19 protein-coding genes are annotated in these 18,085 nt (G+C 47.4%); 13 read left to right on the top strand and 6 right to left on the bottom strand.

Annotated features, from left to right (window positions below):
- Positions 1 to 102: 102 nt before the first annotated feature.
- The 4 genes from AC0VYE_RS22060 (at position 103) to AC0VYE_RS22045 (ending at position 2,490) form a co-directional block, all read left to right on the top strand.
- Positions 103 to 522, top strand: a complete 420-nt coding sequence (locus AC0VYE_RS22060) for a DUF86 domain-containing protein (RefSeq protein ID WP_475442884.1) — start codon at positions 103 to 105, stop codon at positions 520 to 522.
- Between the two features lie 150 nt (positions 523 to 672).
- A complete protein-coding gene (locus AC0VYE_RS22055; RefSeq protein WP_076267053.1) occupies positions 673 to 1,329 on the top strand; it encodes a helix-turn-helix transcriptional regulator in 657 nt (218 codons plus the stop codon).
- Between the two features lie 216 nt (positions 1,330 to 1,545).
- A complete protein-coding gene (locus AC0VYE_RS22050) occupies positions 1,546 to 2,022 on the top strand; it encodes a DUF948 domain-containing protein (RefSeq protein WP_475442883.1) in 477 nt (158 codons plus the stop codon).
- A gap of 51 nt (positions 2,023 to 2,073) precedes the next feature.
- On the top strand, positions 2,074 to 2,490 hold the full coding sequence (locus tag AC0VYE_RS22045) for a YtxH domain-containing protein (protein WP_475442882.1): 417 nt from the start codon (positions 2,074 to 2,076) through the stop codon (positions 2,488 to 2,490).
- A gap of 133 nt (positions 2,491 to 2,623) precedes the next feature.
- Here AC0VYE_RS22045 and AC0VYE_RS22040 read toward each other — a convergent pair whose 3' ends face one another.
- The 3 genes from AC0VYE_RS22040 to AC0VYE_RS22030 form a co-directional block, all read right to left on the bottom strand.
- Entirely contained in the window at positions 2,624 to 3,844 is a 1,221-nt protein-coding gene (locus AC0VYE_RS22040; RefSeq protein WP_475442881.1) for a sugar phosphate nucleotidyltransferase, read from the bottom strand.
- Between the two features lie 170 nt (positions 3,845 to 4,014).
- Positions 4,015 to 5,760 (bottom strand): alpha-glycosidase, encoded by a 1,746-nt coding sequence (locus AC0VYE_RS22035; protein ID WP_475442880.1) that lies wholly within the window; start codon positions 5,758 to 5,760, stop codon positions 4,015 to 4,017.
- A 48-nt stretch (positions 5,761 to 5,808) separates the two neighbouring features.
- Positions 5,809 to 6,615 (bottom strand): SDR family oxidoreductase, encoded by an 807-nt coding sequence (locus tag AC0VYE_RS22030; protein WP_475442879.1) that lies wholly within the window; start codon positions 6,613 to 6,615, stop codon positions 5,809 to 5,811.
- Positions 6,616 to 6,944: 329 nt separating this feature from the next.
- On the opposite strand from AC0VYE_RS22030, the gene racE reads away from it, so the two are divergent.
- The 8 genes from racE (at position 6,945) to AC0VYE_RS21990 (ending at position 12,200) form a co-directional block, all read left to right on the top strand.
- A complete protein-coding gene (gene racE, locus AC0VYE_RS22025; RefSeq protein ID WP_475442878.1) occupies positions 6,945 to 7,754 on the top strand; it encodes a glutamate racemase in 810 nt (269 codons plus the stop codon).
- A gap of 102 nt (positions 7,755 to 7,856) precedes the next feature.
- Positions 7,857 to 8,762 carry a M14 family metallopeptidase gene (locus AC0VYE_RS22020; protein WP_475442877.1) on the top strand — a complete coding sequence of 302 codons (906 nt, stop codon included), beginning with the start codon at positions 7,857 to 7,859 and terminating at the stop codon, positions 8,760 to 8,762.
- Positions 8,763 to 8,840: 78 nt separating this feature from the next.
- Positions 8,841 to 9,074, top strand: a complete 234-nt coding sequence (locus AC0VYE_RS22015) for a hypothetical protein (protein ID WP_076266789.1) — start codon at positions 8,841 to 8,843, stop codon at positions 9,072 to 9,074.
- Positions 9,075 to 9,119: 45 nt separating this feature from the next.
- Positions 9,120 to 9,422 (top strand): iron-sulfur cluster assembly accessory protein, encoded by a 303-nt coding sequence (locus AC0VYE_RS22010; protein ID WP_339203589.1) that lies wholly within the window; start codon positions 9,120 to 9,122, stop codon positions 9,420 to 9,422.
- Positions 9,423 to 9,459: 37 nt separating this feature from the next.
- Complete coding sequence (locus AC0VYE_RS22005; protein WP_076266791.1) at positions 9,460 to 9,684, top strand: YuzB family protein; 225 nt, start codon at positions 9,460 to 9,462, stop codon at positions 9,682 to 9,684.
- Between the two features lie 110 nt (positions 9,685 to 9,794).
- The gene (locus AC0VYE_RS22000) at positions 9,795 to 10,409 is read left to right on the top strand and encodes a DUF3990 domain-containing protein (protein WP_076266792.1); all 615 of its coding nucleotides are present in this window, start codon (positions 9,795 to 9,797) and stop codon (positions 10,407 to 10,409) included.
- Complete coding sequence (locus AC0VYE_RS21995) at positions 10,372 to 10,671, top strand: hypothetical protein (RefSeq protein ID WP_076266793.1); 300 nt, start codon at positions 10,372 to 10,374, stop codon at positions 10,669 to 10,671. The genes AC0VYE_RS22000 and AC0VYE_RS21995 overlap by 38 nt, the downstream gene beginning before the upstream one ends.
- An 86-nt stretch (positions 10,672 to 10,757) precedes the next feature.
- A complete protein-coding gene (locus AC0VYE_RS21990) occupies positions 10,758 to 12,200 on the top strand; it encodes a PDZ domain-containing protein (protein WP_475442876.1) in 1,443 nt (480 codons plus the stop codon).
- A gap of 113 nt (positions 12,201 to 12,313) precedes the next feature.
- Here AC0VYE_RS21990 and AC0VYE_RS21985 read toward each other — a convergent pair whose 3' ends face one another.
- Positions 12,314 to 14,347, bottom strand: a complete 2,034-nt coding sequence (locus AC0VYE_RS21985; RefSeq protein ID WP_475442875.1) for an LTA synthase family protein — start codon at positions 14,345 to 14,347, stop codon at positions 12,314 to 12,316.
- 27 nt (positions 14,348 to 14,374) lie between these two features.
- On the bottom strand, positions 14,375 to 15,517 hold the full coding sequence (locus tag AC0VYE_RS21980) for a THUMP domain-containing class I SAM-dependent RNA methyltransferase (RefSeq protein WP_076266796.1): 1,143 nt from the start codon (positions 15,515 to 15,517) through the stop codon (positions 14,375 to 14,377).
- Positions 15,518 to 15,659: 142 nt separating this feature from the next.
- On the opposite strand from AC0VYE_RS21980, the gene AC0VYE_RS21975 reads away from it, so the two are divergent.
- Complete coding sequence (locus AC0VYE_RS21975) at positions 15,660 to 16,292, top strand: O-methyltransferase (protein ID WP_475442874.1); 633 nt, start codon at positions 15,660 to 15,662, stop codon at positions 16,290 to 16,292.
- 482 nt (positions 16,293 to 16,774) lie between these two features.
- Here the strand turns inward: AC0VYE_RS21975 and AC0VYE_RS21970 are convergent, their stop codons facing one another.
- Entirely contained in the window at positions 16,775 to 17,998 is a 1,224-nt protein-coding gene (locus AC0VYE_RS21970; RefSeq protein ID WP_076266798.1) for an MFS transporter, read from the bottom strand.
- Positions 17,999 to 18,085: the final 87 nt, after the last annotated feature.

The following is an 18,085-nucleotide window of genomic DNA, read 5'->3' as shown; positions in this document are numbered from 1 at the left end:
TACTTATTTGCTTGTTATCATTTTTAGCAGCATTATTATGGTGGCGTGGCTGAAACGCAAAGGGAAAAAAAAGAAGCAAGGCTGAAAGCGGGCGACTGATTGATGTATTATGTGAATCGTGAACAAATAGCGGTAAGGTTGAATTCGATTACTGAAATTGCTTCGGCGCTGGACTCGCTTGCCGCTAATTGGCAGGGAACGGTGCTGGAGGGGCTGGCGCAGGAAAGAGCGCTGCATCTGGCTATTGAAACCGTAACAGATGTTGGCAGCTTCTTGATCGACGGGTTTATTTTGCGGGATGCGAGCAGCTATGAGGACATCATCGATATTACTGGCGAGGCAGGCGCGTTTCCGCTTGAAATGCAGGCGACGCTGACGGAGCTGGTGAAGCTTCGCAAGCCGTTAGTGCAGGACTATTATGTTTGGCCGAGAACTGAGCTTCATCCGCTTACGAAGACGCTTACTGCTCTGCTGCCTGCCTTTAAGCAATCGATTAATGATTATTTAGAACGCGAGCTGTAGGCGTTTTTGCTATTTGCATGTAAACCATTACGATTGCAGAGCAAGCATAGATTATGACTTTATGATTGTTTTACGCTTGATTTACGAAAAACTAAAAATACGTTACAATGACGCTATCAAGCCTGCAAAGGTGGTGAAGGGTTGAAGCGGATGAAAACGGCAAGTGCATCAGATATAACGGCAGCTTCACGCGGTGATCATTCCACGCGAGAGCGCATATTGATGCTGCTGAAAACAGGCGGCAGATTGAATGCTGGTTCCTTGTCAAGCGAGCTAGGACTAACGGAAATGGCAATCAGGCGGCATATGTATGCACTAGAGAGCGAAGGCAGCGTGAATATCGTATCGGTGCGGCAAGCCATGGGCAGACCGCTCCATGCGTATGAGCTGACAGCTGAGGCGGATGAGCTTTTCCCCAAAAATTATCATATGCTCGCACTCGACTTGCTGGGCGAGCTCGCTGATGACCCGGATACCGCAGCGCTTATTGACCGGATGTTTGATGGACGCAAGAACAAGCTGCTCGAACGTTATGAGCCCCGGATGGCGGGCAAGAGCTTGGAGCAGAAGGTGAGCGAGCTCGCAGCGATTCAGAACGCTGGAGGGTATATGGCTGAAGTGGAACCACAAAGCGATGGCAGCTATATGTTGTATGAGTATAATTGTCCGATTGCTCAGGTTGCCGGCAAATATTTGCAAGCTTGCAAATGTGAGCTCTCCTTGTTTAAATCGCTGCTTGACGTGCCTGTTGAACGAACGGAATGTTTGGCGAAGGGCGGCGGCAAGTGCAGCTACCGCATCGGTTAATGAAATAAATAGAGGTTGTCTTTGCAAATCGGAGAAGATTTGCTGAGGCAGCCTTTTTTTGTTGCAAATGTGGAAAAAGCACCGATGCCTTATCATTTTTATTTCGGTTGTGTCATGACAAGCCCATGCTGCTTATACTGTCATTACGCAAGTGGGCATTCGTCTAGGAGCATATACGTATGATCCTGCAATTGATAGAGGAGGAGGGATGCAGGCATGGTCATGATGTGGAGCGCAGCGGTAGTTGCTGGAGCATTTGTCATTCTAGTTGGCGGTATACTCATTGCCTTGCGGTCGGCGCTAAGCAGAGTGAAGCAAGTGCAGGCTGAAGCGGAGATTATGAGGCAGGACCTCAGCAAGTTATCCGCTGAGATTGGCGGGCTTGTGCAGCCGACCGAGGAAGCGATTCGCGCGGTACATCGTCAGTTGCAAGCCATGAGCAAGCTATTTGAAGCGGCAGGGCAGGTCGGCGGAGCAATTGCCCACACGACATCGACGGTTGAGCGGGTAACGTCTATATTATCGGAGTCGGCTGAGCAGCATGCGAAGCGGCACGAGACGAAGCGGCAGGTCGGTGAGGCGCTTGAATGGGCAGAGCTAGGGATGGCGGCATGGCAGCTGTGGCAAACTAGCCGAAAGGCAGCAACGACTGCCGAAGATGAGCATGGACCTGTATTCGAATCGGAATCTTAAGTCAAGGTGCTAAGGTCGAAGAGCACGCTAAACACGAAAGGAGCAAAAACAATGACAACACGTAAACAAACAAAAGGATTTTTTCTCGGCGCATTAGCTGGAGGTGTTGTAGGCTCGATTGCTGCATTGTTGCTAGCACCGAAGCCGGGCAAGGAATTGCGTCAGGATATTTCAACTGGCGCACAGAAGGTTGGAGAAACGACGGTTAGAGTTGCAGGTCAAGTAGGCGATACGACGGGTCGTATTGCTAAACAGATCAGCGGCCAAGCGATTCAAATTGCCGATCGTACGAAACAAGCGGCAAGCAGCGTTGTAAGCACGGTAAGAGGCCGCAACAAAGGTACAGAGGAAACAGAAGCGGTTAGTGGCGATATCGCTATTACAGAAGATGGCAATGAGCAAGCAGCAAGTGCAATTGAAGCGGTAGAAGCCGGAGAAACAGAAGCTGCTACAGCAAAGGAACAATAGAGACTTAACGATAGATGGAACATACGTAAATTAGGCAATGGGTAAAATGGTTCAATTGTTTAATTCAAAAAGGCAAACGGCAGGGAGCGAAGTCTCCTGCCGTTTGTTTTTTTATTCACGTGTATGAATAGGGTTAGCCAACAATATGGTTGTGAACGTAATTGGACACGGGACGAAGCAAGCTTGCGAGCGGCTCCATGTTGTAGTCGTTCATCGATGGTGAAGTTGCTGTAATGGCTTCACCTGGCCCAACTACAGAAATTTCATCATCTAATCGACCGACAAACGCGCCGTCATGAATGATAGCACCTTCACCGATAATGACGCGATGGAGCGTAACATTTCTTCCAATTCTGGCTCCAGGCATAATGATGCTCTCATAAATTTCGCTGTTTACGCCTATTGTAACGCCTGAGCAAATGATGGAGCGTGTTACTTCTGCTTCCACAGCGCAAGCGGGGTGGAGGATGGAGTCGGTAATTGATGCTTCGGGGCTTAAGTAAGGCTTTTCGCTAGACTGGTTTGTTCCGGAATGAGCTGGCCACTTGGCTGCACCAAGCTTTAGCTCGCCATCCAGCAGATCCATGTTGGCTTCCCATAGGCTGTTAATTGTACCGACATCCCGCCAGTAGCCTTTATAAGGGTAAGCGATCATATTGGTTTTGGAGGAAAGAAGAGCAGGAATAATATCTTTGCCAAAATCATGAGTTGACGCTTCCGAAGCAGCATCTTCAATGAGTATTTTTTTTAAGTCTGACCAGCGGAATAAATAAATGCCCATGGAAGCTAAGTTGCTGCGAGGATCTGAAGGTTTCTCATGAAAGGAATTGACCCGAAATTGTTCATCAGTTTCTAAAATGCCGAAGCGGCTTGCCTCGCGCCAAGGAACTTGTTTAACAGCGATCGTAACAGCTGCACCGCGGTTTTTGTGGAATTCAAGCATAGGCTTGTAGTCCATCTCGTAAATGTGGTCGCCCGAGAGGATTAGTACATGCTCTGGAGCTTTCTCATCGATAAAGTCGATGTTCTGATAAATAGCATCGGCCGTTCCCGCATAGCCTTCTAAACATTTTTTTGAAGAAGGGAGGAAGGATACTCCGCTATTCGCTTGATCCGTTTGATAACCGTTCGTGGATTGATTTACATATTTATGAACGCTTTCGGCGCAGTACTGCGTAAGCACGCCAATCGTAGTAATATTTGAGTTTGCACAATTGTTAAGTGGAAAATCAATCATTCGGAAGCGATCGCCAAAAGGTACGACAGGTTTGGCAAACTGAGTTGTGAGCGGGGCTAGGCGCCGCCCTTCTCCACCGGCTAACAGCATAGCAATACATTCAGTATGGTTCTTCAATTCAATTTCCCCCTGACCAGTAAGTGTAGTAGTGTTGGCTCTGTTTCTTATATGGAGTCATTAACCTTTCATGGTGACTTTGAAACCGATACGGAGAAAAAAAGGGGGAAATAGATAAGTGAAAAGGGCTTTTGCTCCGCCGGCAAGACGGTGCAAAAGCCCTTAAATGATTAGATATTTCGATACAAAATTCGGAAATCATGCGGACCGAGCTCAAGCTGAAGCTGCTCTTCGAAAGTGGCAACTTCTTCATTCGAGAGCGCATCTTTCCAGTCGTCCGCCTCCATAGGATGCGTAAGCTTAACGGTTTCTTCGGTATGGTTAATCCAAATGGTGAAATGTTGATTGGCGTTTAATCGCTCATAAATGAAGGCGCCGCGTTCGTTATCTGCAAATAAGAAGCGGAATCGCCCATCACGAAGAACGGTATGCTGCTTGCGTAGGGCAATGAGGAGCTGATAGAAATCAAACAGCTCGCGGTCCTGTTTGTCCGCATCCCATTCCATACATTTGCGGCAGTCCGGATCATCGCCGCCATCCATTCCAATCTCGTCGCCATAATAGATGCAAGGGATACCCATAGAAGTCATCATGAATACAACGGCTTGCTTTAAACGCTGCTTATCTCCATTTAAACGAGTTGACGCACGAGGTGTGTCATGACTGGATAGGAGGTTGAACATCGCCTCATTGGTTTGCTGAGGATATCGCATAAGTAAACGGTTGATTTGATCGGCGAAATCCGATGCTTTTCCTTCGGAGGAAGCAAAAAAATCCAAGATGTGCTGCGCAAATGGGTAATTCATCGAAGAGTCAAACTGATCACCGTGCAGCCAGTTAAGCGCATTGCTCCATACCTCGCCGATAATAAAAGCATCCGGCTTTTCAGCTTTAACGGCATGACGGAAATCCCGCCAGAAAGCATGATCAATTTCGTTGGCAACATCGAGCCGCCATCCGTCGATATCTGCTTCCTTAATCCAGTGCACAGCAACATCAAGCAAAAATTGCTTTACTTCCGGGTTTGCAGTATTCAGCTTCGGCATATTGCCATAAAATCCAAACGTAGCATAATTTGCTGTACCGTCTTTGACCTCTACAGGGAAGCCATTCAGATGAAACCAATCCTTGTACTTTGAATTTTCTCCATTCGCGAGCACGTCCTGGAAAGGTGGAAACTGCTCGCTCGTATGATTAAAGACAGCATCCAAGACTACTCGGATATTTAGATCATGACAAGCGCTGACCAGCTTCTTAAGCTGCTCGGCATCTCCAAACTGCGGATCGATTTGCATATAATCGACCGTATCATATTTGTGATTTGAAGGTGCTGTAAATAATGGCGTCAAATAAATCGCCGTAACTCCGAGGTCCGTCAGATGCTTGAGATTATCGATTATGCCTTGCAGATCGCCGCCAAAGTGGCTTTCGCCGCTAGGCGCTTCACCCCAGGGCTGCACGTGGTCGGGGTCGTTGGCCGTATCGCCATTTGCGAAGCGGTCGGGCATAATTTGATAGAAAACTGCTTCCTTTGCCCATTCAGGCGCATCAAACAAATCAACCGTATGAATAAAAGGAATTTCAAAATATCCGCCAGCTGGGGCAGGCTGCTCCTCAAAGATGCCATTCTCGATGAGCCATAACGTTTCTTCGCCGCTGCGTACACGAAAGCCGTACGAAAAACGCCCAAACTCCGGCTTGATGGCAGCTTCCCAATAATCAAAGAGGGAATCGGCAGCTATTTTTTCCATCGGAACATCATGATGATGCTGATCCCAGTCGTATTTATCTCCTGTTACCGCAACAGCCTCTTCAACGTCATTTCTTTTGGTACGGAGTCTAAGATGGAAAGTATCGCGATCGTATGCATAGGCCCATTTCAGATCCGATGAATGATGTAAACATTCTTTAAACAATGGCGTTCGCCCCTTATCATATGGTCTTCTATCTATCGTTAATAATAGCTATCCGCGCAGCAAGGATTCTGCTCCGTCTATGTAAACGGTGGTACCTGAGACATGGTCCGAATCATCAGATGCGAGGAATAATGCAAGCTTGGCCACTTGAGCTGCGCTGCCGGGCCCATCTTCGAGCGGCTGGCTGCCTTCTGGATATTCAACGGGTATCGACACACTCTCTAGTTCTGGCGTGCGCTCCGTGTTTTGCTCGATATTCGTCTCAATAGCTCCGGGGCAGATGGCATTCACGCGAATTTTGTACTGAGCAAGCTCCAAAGCAGCCATCTTGGCAAAAGCGACCTGTCCAGCCTTCGTGCTGCTGTAGGCGCTGAAGCCGATATTCGAGAACACCCGATTACCATTTATGGAGCTGGTGATAATAATGCTTCCACCTTTATCCTTTAACAAAGGGATTGCGTGTTTTACAGTTAGGAATGTGCCGGTGAGATTAACTTGAAGCGTCGTATTCCAGTCTTCGATATCCATCAGTTCAATCGGTGTTAATACACCGTTAATGCCTGCATTGGCAAATACAATGTCCAAGTGCCCATAATGCTCGCGTGCTTGTCGATAGGCGTCTTCAAGCTGAGCTTCGTTGGAAATATCAGTTTCAATAGGCAAGCAGTCGACATTGTATTCTCGAACACTGCGGCATACTTGCTCCATGGCGGATTCTTTAACATCAAGCAGAACCAAATTGGCGCCTTCCTTCGCGAATTTCAAAGCTGCTGCCCTGCCAATACCAGAGCCCGTCCCGGTAATGAGAGCGACCTTTTCTTGCAAACGGCCGATCGGATATTTCACTTTTGTCATCTGAATGCCCTCCTTTTTGTTTTCAATCCAAATGCAATGCTCCATATTGTATCTACACGTATGTACCCGATCCGAGATGATCTAAACCGAATGCAAAAGGCTGCACCCCATTTATTCCTCTGCATTATTGCTGGATTAACCCAAAAAGGACTGTCAATGCTACGTATCGTAGTCATTAACGGTCCTTTGTCATTTAAATGGAGCTTTCAACATGAAATTTCAGACCGCTTGTCCGAAATGTCGATAAGATACTGGTACGTTTTTGTGCCTGTATTCATATGCTATTTTGTCTCTATTCATCACATTATGTTTAGGAAAGCGGTGTGTTTGTGCAGCAACCGATTGCAATACTGGACTCAGGCGTTGGCGGCCTCACCGTTGCCAAGGAAGTTATGCGCCAACTGCCGCGAGAAAAAATCCTTTACTTTGGAGACACGGCTCGAACGCCTTATGGACCGCGTTCTTCAGAAGAGATTGTTCGTTTTACGAGGGAAATCGTCGATTACTTAATTCAGTTTAATCCGAAAATGATTGTTATAGCATGTAACACAGCAACAGCGGCCGGACTTGAAGACATTCGCTCAAGAGTCGCGATCCCGGTTGTTGGCGTCATTGATCCTGGTGCAAGAGCTGCTATCGGCCTTACATCTACGGGTTATGTTGGCGTCATCGGCACAGAGGGAACGATCAAAAGCGGTGCTTATGAGCAAGCCTTAAAGACGTTGTCGCCGAAGGTGCAAGTGATAAGCGAAGCGTGCCCGAGATTTGTGCCGCTAGTGGAAAAGGGGAATTTTCGTTCCTTTGAAACGTACGAGACGGTGCAGAGCTCCATTGGGCATTTGCGGCTTTTTCCAATGGATACGTTAATACTTGGCTGCACGCATTATCCTTTTCTAGCGGAAACCATATCCGAGGTGATGGGCCAGAGTGTGAATCTAATCAGCTCAGCGGATGAGACGACACGCGAGATCAGAAATATTTTGGAAAACAATGACCAGCTAGCAAGCGGGGAGAGGGAACCGGTGCATCAATTTTTTTGCAGCGGAGATCCGCGGATGTTTCAAACCATTACTCAGCAGTGGCTTGGGAAGCAGATTGAACTGACGCCTGTAGTTTGGCAAATACCCAATATCATTTAAATGATAAGAAACTGAAGCCGGGCTTAAACATAGCAAGGCTTCTTTTTGTTGATTGCTACATAGGACAAGTAAGGCTTTGCATAGCATGATAGGAGCAAATTTATGCAGCTGGGGGCGATGGATATATACTCCTTACAAACGTATGGCTATCTTGATTTAGTGGAAGGTGTTCGGCAGCTATCAGGCAGATACTCGTTTTTATCGGCACATATTATTGGGGAGAGCGTAATGGGCAAGCCGTTATTGGCGCTCCGCTGCGGCAATGGTCCGCGTCAAATTCATATGAACGGCTCCTTTCATGCAAATGAATGGATAACCTCTGCACTGCTGATGCGCTTCGTTGCTGATTTGTCGGCAGCTTATTGCAGCGGGGAGCGAATGGGTGGACAGCAAGTGGCGGATTTGTGCAAAGACGTGACTTTATGGGCTGTACCGATGGTAAACCCAGATGGTGTAGAACTCGCACAATATGGAGCATTGCCGAGGCATCCTTATTATCAACAGCTAATGGAATGGAATGGCGGCTCCGATCAGTTCAGCAACTGGAAGGCCAACATTAGAGGTGTTGACTTAAATGATCAATTCCCTGCGTTTTGGGAAGAGGAGTGCAAGCGCAGAGGGGTAGAGGGACCTGGACCACGCGACTATCCAGGACCGTATCCGCTAAGTGAGCCGGAGGCGAATGCCATGGCTCAATTTACGAGTAGAATCGGTTTCGATGCGGTTCTTGCGCTTCATACGCAGGGGCGGGAAATCTATTGGAATTATCGTGATTATGAGCCGGCAAATGCAGAGCAGCTTGCCAAACGGCTCGCCCAGGCAAGTGGATATGAAGCGGTAAAGCTGACTGGCAGCGATGCGGGATATAAGGACTGGTTCATTCATCAGTTCCGCAGACCTGGCTTTACAGTGGAAGCGGGCTATGGCGAAAATCCGCTGCCGATGAGTAATTTTGATCAAATTTATGTGGAGCTGCAGCCGCTGCTGCTAGAGGCGCTTCGCCTTTAGCGGCCGCTGGCCTCTAGTAGTTAATTACGCCATGCTTATGCTATACTAATCGGAAAAGGTCAGCAAAGGTGGGATTTCATGCGTAAGTTGCTGTCGCTGCGCCATTGGCAGCGTACGTTTGTCCGTATTTTTCAGCTGCTTCGATCAAAGGATGTTTCACTGCTGGACAAGCTGATTTTTTCCGTGCCTGTTTTTCTTTACTGGGTTTTGCCGGACGTCATGCCGTTCATGCCGATTGATGACATCGCGGTTACGATGGTGCTTGCCGAATGGTTTGCCCGTAGAATGGAGAGCAAGTATAATATAAAATAATAACGATTGCCGAAAGGCCTAACGATAAGAGGAGCTGGATAATTTATGAACTGCAAAATTTCAAAAAATGCTGCTAAAGTTCTGCAAGTAGAGCTGGACAAGCCTGAAAACGAAGGTAAAAAGCTGCGTATTTATGTCACTCATTCGCACGGCGACCATGCTCATTACGGTATGGGAATCGACGAGCCGACTGAGAAGGATATTGTTGTATCCACTGACAAAGGGATCGATGTTATTTTGGAGAAAGACAATGCTTTTCTGGACGGCGTTCGCATCGATTATTTCTATGTGCCTGAAGAAGGTTTTGCCGTTACGAATCCAACCAAGGGCAACCACGGTGATCACTAGCATTTTTCCGTATTCGGTTGAGACAGGACGATGAATAATGGCTAACGATATAATGGTTTGCGACAAATGCAAGCATACGAAGATCAAATCGATTTTACCCAAGCTGCAGAAGCTGGCGCCGGACACAGAGGTTCGTGTAGGCTGCAAGTCGTACTGCGGGCCATGCGCCCGCTATGCATTTATTTTTGTTAATGGACGGTACATTAAGGCGCCTTCAGAGGATGAGGTCATCGAGAAGATCATTCCTTACATCAAGAAATAAATAATAATATTAATATTATAGAACGACATACACGACAAGACCCTGCGACAGTTTGATTTCGTAGGGTCTTTGTATTTTCATACGAGGAGCCAAACGAAAGGAGTGCGAGCGTGGACATAACGACGCCTCAGCTTTTATATCATGGAACTACAAGCGATACTGTACAATCATTTGGGCAGAAGCTGTTGAATTCACCCTATTGGCGGCCGGGGAAAGATTTTGGAGAAGGATTTTATACGACAATATCGGCTGAGCAAGCACGCAAATGGTCGCATAAGGCAGCGAAGGAGTCATGGGACGGCGGTCGTCCATGCGTGCTTGTCGTAGAGCTGACCTCGGTTCCGGAGCAGGTCGAGCCTCTGTTGTTTTTATCCGATTCACCGGCATGGGCGTCCTTCATTCTTGCTCACCGCAAGGCAGCAGTCAAAGGAACTGATCCCTGTGATGCACATCCAGACATTATCATCGGTCCTATGGCGGACAATGACACTGGAAAAATCGTACATAAAGCAGTACAATTAAAGAAAGATGAACAATGGTTTTATGAGCAAATTACAGTGTCGCGTAAAGGCAGGAAGCTCGATTCGCTGCGGCTCGGCAATCAGGTCGTTTTTTGCTCCGAACGGTGGGAATCTCATTTGAAACTAGTCGGCTACCATATTTATACGGGAAGCAGGTGGATGTATCATGAAAGTGAAAACACAGGTCAGGTTAAGCTTATATGAACGTGGAATTGCTGAGGCTTTAGCTGCCGAATACGGATATACCGCAGCGGATGCGAGAGAGCTTGTCGTCGAATATATTCAGGTTATCCGCAAGCTTAGCGGGTATGACAATTGTGCCCAGTATGCTCAGCTGCTCGATCGTGCGCGTCGTATGAACCATTCCCCAGCGCAGTGGCTTGAACGTATCCAAAGCGTGGAGAAAGGCGAAATGAGAGACAGAGGCATTGATTCGGAACAGCGGCAATATTTGCAAATGAAATAGGACCCCGCGATGTGTATCGCCCGGGTCCTTTGTTTATCCTAAAAGAAATACATATGCTTCGTTTGAGAAAGCTTAGGGGGAGAAGAATGCTGAAGCCAGCACGTTATTACCTATTTGGACTAGTCCTAGCGCTTGTCTGTTTGGCTGCAGCAGAGCTCATTTGGCTGCCGGCCCCGCTGAAGACGTCCGGCGGGATACAGTGGATAGAAATGATCGATTGGTTGTTCAATATATTAGCCCTTATACCGATTAGCTGGGCGGTTGGTGCCTTGCTCGGGGGTTGGCAGCAACGGAAAAGGAAAGGCTGGACACTTATTTTACAGCTAGTACGGCTTATAATCGCGGGTCTAGGCATAATCGGAGCAGGATATGTTCTATTTGCGCCAGAGAAGCTGTTCCAGATGCTGCTGATTATAGGCTCTGCTGCACCGCTAGTGTTTGTAGATATGCTTCTTACTGAAGCGTTAGAGCGGTCGCGAGCGGCGAAGGCACCGAATATAGGAGGGAATCGTTCGAACGCTCCCAAGAGGCTTCTAAGCCCTCTGTGGCTGCCAAAGCGCGGGATGATCACTCTAATGATTACGATAGTGCTTCTATTGGTTTTGCTCTGCCCTACTGGGTATAGAGTCACATACCCGGGGATGACGCTTAATATGAATCGTTATGCGCATGTCGAGAAGAGCGAAAACAACGGGGGAACGGTAAACGGCATACTCGTATTCGAGAGGCCGGCCGTACCGGCTGATTGGCTGTATGCCAAGCTGCTTCCGATGTACAGCTTCGAGAAAATACCAGAAAATGAACCGCCGCTGACGGAATCGTACACACAAGTCGTTCATATGAAAACGGATGCCAATCGTGTTGCAGCAGCTGTTGCCATGCAGAAAGCAGGCGTTGGAGGCGGAATTAAGCCAGATGGCATTAGAATTATTGCCATCGTAAAGGATAGTCCAGCCGAGCAGAAGCTGCAAGCTGGCGATATTATCGATGCAATGAATGGGCAAGCGGTTAAATCGATTGGCGAGATGACCGACTACATGGAGAAAGCGGTAAAGCCTGGCGAGTCCGTACAGATTACGCTAAGGAGATCGGGAGTCCAGACACAGGCAGAGGTCAAGACGAAGGCTTCAGCTGATTCGCCAGAGCGAGCGGTGTTCGGCATATCGGTGCAAACAGAGCTGCTTCTCGATATCCCGCTTAACATCGATTACAAACGCTTTATGGCGCATATTGGAGGCCCATCTCATGGGGCGATGCTGACGCTGGCTATTATTGATCAACTGACACCAGGCGGCGTTACGTATGGCAATCAGGTGGCGGGTACAGGTACAATTGAAGCAGATGGCTCGATTGGATTAATTGGCGGCATCAAGCAAAAGGCTTATGCCATCAGCCGGACGGATGCTGATGTGTTTTTTGTGCCGACAGAGCTGGAAGGAGATGCTCGCAGCGGAGCGCCTGATCTCAACATTGTGCCAGTGAACACGATTGACGATGTGCTGAATTGGCTGTCTGAGCATAAAAAGTAGCTAAATGTGAAGGAATGTTAGGTATACCGAAAATAAAAAAGAACCTTTAAATCCACTATCGAATGTGGATTTGAAGGTTCTTTTGCTTTTTCATAGCTTACCAAGCTGCGACGTTAACGACCAGCTGTCTCAAGCCCATTGCTGCTGCGAGCTTCTGTAGCGGTTTGCTCCTTGAAGTCAGCGATGAGATTGTTCATGACGATTTGATCCGACATGTTCAGCTCGGTGCGCGAGTCTTCAAAGGCACTTATGCAGCCGCTGACTGGTATGGATGCATTGTCTTGGATGTTCCAGCATGCGCCGTTCGCAGCGATGCCATCTGCTGAAGGCATAAAGTAGAGAGTACCATCAGTGAAGGCACCGTTTCTTTGCACGACCTTCTTGCCAAGGAGAGGATTCTCCATAAGCAGAGGCATGCCAATTAAATATTGATCAGCCGTCGAGATGCCGAGCAGATGCATGATCGTAGGCGTTACATCCAGCTGACCGCCTACATTCGTATACGTTCCTGCATGCTCGTTCTTTGGCAAATGAATGAGCAATGGTACCTGCTTCACAATCATTTGACGCTCTAAATCATTCAGCGGTTTGCCAAGGAAAGTCTCAAACAACGACCATTCATTAATTGAGTTGTCGTGATCCCCGTACATGACGAGAATCGTGTGATCCCAGAGCCCTTCTGCTTTCATTCGATCAACCAGCTCACCGAGCGCGGCGTCTACATAATGAATGGATTGCAAATAATCCCCCATTAATGTACCATCCAGCTCGCCAAGGTTAAGCTTTTGCTCCTCTTCCGGCATTGTGAACGGATAATGGCTGGAGAGTGTGATCAGAAAGGAGTAAAAGGGCTGCTTCTGATCGGCAATGACGTCAAAGGATTGTCGGAAGAAAGACTTGTCTCCGAGAGCCCAGCCGATTTTTTCATCTAGTTGAAAATGCTTTAAGCTGTAAAACTGATCATATTGCATGTTTTTGTACATCGTATTTCGGTTCCAAAAACCACCCTCATAAGAGTGGAAGACGGATGTCCCATAATCGTTTGCTTTTAAGGTGCTGGACATACAATCGAATTCGTTTGGTGCATATTGGATGAAAACCGAGCCGTTCGTGACGGGCTGCATGGAGCAGTTTGCCATGAAATCGGCATCCGAGGTTCTGCCTTGAGCGGTTTGTTGATAGAATTGACTGAAATAGGCGCTCTGCTCGATTAAATCGTTTAAATTCGGGGTAATTTCTTGACCGCCGATTGATTTATTAACCATGAAGTTTTGGAAAGCTTCGAGCTGAAGCATAATGACATTGCTGTCTTTATATGCGCCAAATAAAGCATCCTGCTCAAGCGTTTCCCGCTGGTCGCCGCGTTCTTGAATCCAGTTTTTTGCACCCGAATACTGCTCAGCGGTAACCGTCTCCGCATCCAGCCAGTGTTGTTTGACATACCGATACACATCATAGCCATGAAAACCAAGCGCACCCGTCATGTTGTAAATGGACAGATTCCACCAATTGCCGACCAAAATACCTTGTCCCCACGTACGCTTCGCTTCATTTACGTTTGTGAAAACAAGCGATGTTCCGATGCCAAAAATGACAGCGCTTAGAACGATGCGGACGATTGCCTTTTGCATGCCAGCAGGCTTGCGACGATACTCATTCGCTTGACGAAGATCGCTCCGCCCTCGCCATAATGCGTAGATCGCAAAGGGAATGATGACAATCCAATCAAGGAACAAGATAAAATCCGTCGCTCGGAGAAGTGTGCCGATACTCTCGCCTAGGGAGTCCACTTGACTGAACTGAAGCAATACCGGAACGGAGATCAGATCTTGAAAGTAGCGATAATAAATAATATCGGCATACAAAACAAAGGATGCAATCAGGTTCAACACGATAAGTGCAACGATCCGTCCGCGTGCAGGCAGCCATATAGTCCAGAAGCTGAACAATAAAATGGCTCCGAGCTCGATAAGGGCATCTTTATCGGTCATTTTCATTTTGGGTACGTCAAGAATGGCGTTGAATAGATAAACCTTCGCCATCATCACAGCCACAAATAAAAGCAAGTCTACAGCCTTCAGCCGCTCGAACCCTATCAGAATCTTGCTCATCAAGCGGCGTAAAGCCGAGTGGTTATTATATAACATCTATAAAATATCCTTCCTCATTCGTTACTATCGATTTCCGCGAGGGGGAAGCGGGCCAAAAAATTGCAAGTAATTACACTCGATACGTCCATTAAACAGCTTCCGCTTCTTATCAGCAGGACGTCCGAAATAGTGCTCGATTGTCGTTGATGGGCTAATCGAGAAATACGACCAAGTTGGGTAATGGAGCGCAGTCAATCCGAACTGACGCAGCGCAGCCTCTGCTTGTACATCATCGCCGAGACGTTCGCCGTATGGCGGGTTCGTAATAATAACGCCGTAATCGCCTTCAAGCTTCACTTTGGCAACAGGTTGAACAGTAAGCTTGATTTCTTTGCCGAAACCCGCTTTCTTAATCGCAGCTTCTGCGATTTCAATCGCTCCTGGATCAATATCAGAACCTGCAATTTGAAGTGGAACATCATCTTTTACCAAATCAAATGCTTCATCGCGAGCTTCATCCCACAGCTCATTCGGAATAAGCGGCCAGCCTTCGCTGTTAAAGCTTCTGCGAAGGCCAGGTGCGATGTTCCAGCCAATCATTGCTGCTTCAATCAATATCGTACCGGAACCGCAAAATGGGTCATAAAGCGGCCGATCAGGACGCCAGCGGCTAAGTTGAACGAGAGCAGCGGCAAGTGTTTCCCTAATTGGAGCTTCGGTAGCTACTTTCCGGTATCCACGTTTATGCAAGCCATCGCCTGTAGTGTCCAGCGTCAGCATGGCACGGTCATTCATTAGCGTAACTTCTATTACATAACGTCCGCCGTTTTCGGGAAACCATTCGGTACCATAACGTGCAGACATTTTATCAACGACCGCTTTTTTGACGATGCTTTGGCAGGCAGGTACGCTTGTCAGCTGAGATTTTTGCGAGCGGCCATTTACAGGGAATTCACCGTCGTTCGGAATCCATGTCGGCCAATCAAGCGCTTTGGTGCCCTCAAACAATTCATCGAAGGTGGTAGCAGGGAATTCTCCCATTTTGATTAGAATTCTGCCTGCTGTGCGCAGCCAAAGATTGGTGCGGCAAATATCGATAGGACCGCCTGTGAAATTAACGCGTCCGTTCTCTACCTGAAGATCGGTATAACCTAGATCCTTCAATTCACGTGCAACAACCGCTTCAAGCCCCATTGGCGCAGTTGCGATCAATTGTAACTTTTCCATTTTACACTCTCTTTTCATTAATTCTTGGTGACCTTAGCTTCATATCTAAAGCATAAGCTTGTAACCCCGTGAACAAAAACATACAATCAAGTATAGGACAAACTAGCTTGTTTTTACAAATTGTAAAATTGGAGAGAGTAGAATGACGTTGCAAAATGAACAATATGTGGATTCGCTTTATGTGGCAGATGCTGATCTTGAGCGTACAAAAGCAGGTATAGCGGCTAATGGAATGCCGGATATATCAGTTGCTGATGGGTATGGCAGGCTGTTAACGATGCTTGTATCGCTGTCGAAAGCACAAAATATTATTGAAATAGGAGCACTAGGCGGCTATAGCGGCATATGCTTGGCACGGGGCCTGCAAGAGGGCGGTAAATTAGTATCGCTTGAGCTGCTGCAAAACTATGCTGATCTAGCCAAGCTTCATATGGAAGCAGCTGGACTCGGAGATAAGGTAGAGTATAGGGTCGGTGATGCGAAGCAAAGCCTTGCGGAGCTGAAGTCTGCTGACAGGAAGTTTGATTTCTTTTTTATCGATGCAGATAAAGAAGGATATCCCATCTATCTGGACTATGCGATCGCGCTTGCTAATCCGGGAGCGATTATTGTAGGCGATAATATTTTACTGCGCGGAAGAACGATTGATCCAGCCAAGGAAGGTCCAGCAGTTCGTGCCGTGCGCTCTTTTAATGAGATCATTGCAACAGACGATCGTTTGCAGAGCACGATATTGCCGGGCTACGATGGATTAGCGATAGCGATTGTGAAGTAATAGAGCAAGCCCTGACCCCCATCGGTAAAATGCTGGAGGGGATCAAGGCTTTTTTTTGATAGGTGGAGGGAGTTAGGTTTGTTGGAAATACTCGAAGTAGGTTTTAAGAGCATATGTGTGCTTATGGGGGAGGAGTAACGTTGATTTGTGAGCTGTAAGAACTTATGTGTGCTTACAGCTTCTATCTGGCGTGTTGGGAGTGCCTAGAGATGGCTTTAAGCGCATATGTGTGCTTATCGGGTGAAAGTAGTGACGATTTGTCAGTTGTAAGAACCTATGTGTTCTTACAGCTTCTATTTGGCGTTGGAAGTAATCTTTAAGCACATATGTGTGCTCATACGTAGATGTCGCATGTGTCGTATCGTTTGAACTCATTAAGAACCTATGTGCATGTACAACGAGGGTACAACATTAATCTAAAAAAGGGTCATGAAGGAATTTACATTCTCCTTCATGACCCTTTGCTGTCTCCATGTAATCGATCAGCCGTCCTTGACCGGCTCTTTTGGCTGTGGCCGCTTGCGAAGCAGCGACTGCCACACCCATCCAGCGTTAATCATGAGCATGACCGCAGATAAAAGAAATAAACCTTTAATGCCGATCCAACCGGAGAGGGCACCACCCGTGATCGGGCCAATCATGTTGCCTAGACTCATTGTGCTGGTGTTGAAGCTGTAGGAACGGCTCTCCATGCCGTCAGGTGTGTATTTTCGAATAAGGGAGTTTACGGCTGGGATAAGCCCCCCGAGAAAGATGCCAAGAAAAAAGCGGGCAATGAGCAATTGCCATACAGTGCCTGCCATCGCTTGCGGAATAAAGGCGAGCGACGAACCAACAAGCGCTACTCCAAGTACACGTTCTGCGCCGATTCGGTCACTAAGCTTACCGAGCAGCGGCGAGGACACGAGATTAGAGAGACCGGTGACTGATCCGACGAAGCCTGCCAAGAAAGCAAGGTTGGCCGTTGTCCCGTGAAGCTCCTGAACATAAAGCGGAATAAGCGTCATGGGGCTCATCATAGCGAATTGAATGAGAAAAGTGACGGCAAATAACGCAGTAAGCTGAGGAATGCCGCTTAACTTCCGAAAACCTTCGATGACGGAGGCTTGCACGCGAGCAGCTGCTTTCATGCGGTCAAACGGTTCTTTTACAACAAATAGAGCAAGCAGCGAGGCTGCGAACAGCAAGGCTCCTGTCAGGTAGAAGATCGGCCTAAAGCCAATAGAATCCGCGAGCAAGCCGCCAATAAATGGGCCAAGTATCGTTCCGGCAATGCCACCTGATTGAATCGTTCCCATCGCGAAGCCCATCTTGTTTTTAGGCGTTGTTGCTGAAATTAATGCGATAGATGCAGGGTTGAAGCCGGATATTGTCCCATTCACCATACGAAGCAGCAGCAAGTGCCATGGAGTTGTAGCAAACCCCATCAATACCATAACGATAGACATACCGAAACCAGAGCGGAGAAGCATCATTTTGCGACCGTACCTGTCAGCCATCTTTCCCCATATAGGTTGAAAAATAAATGACGTCACAAAGTTGCCCGCAAAAATAAGCCCAGCCCACACGCCGATCTCATGCTTATCGGTTAAACCTAAATCAAATTGCAAATAGAGGGACAGGAACGGTATGATCATCGTCATCCCAGCCATAACGAGAAACTGTCCGAACCACAACACGATCAGATTTTTTTTCCATTGTTCCATAAGAAAATTATAACATATGTGATCGGTTCGAAAAAATTGCTTCTAATAAAATGATTAAAATGTACGATTTAAAAATATTGACTAAGT

This window comes from Pristimantibacillus sp. Z349TD_6, assembly GCF_056173205.1.
The sequence above is the reverse complement of the archived record's forward strand: the minus strand, read 5'-3'. Positions and strand labels throughout refer to the sequence as shown.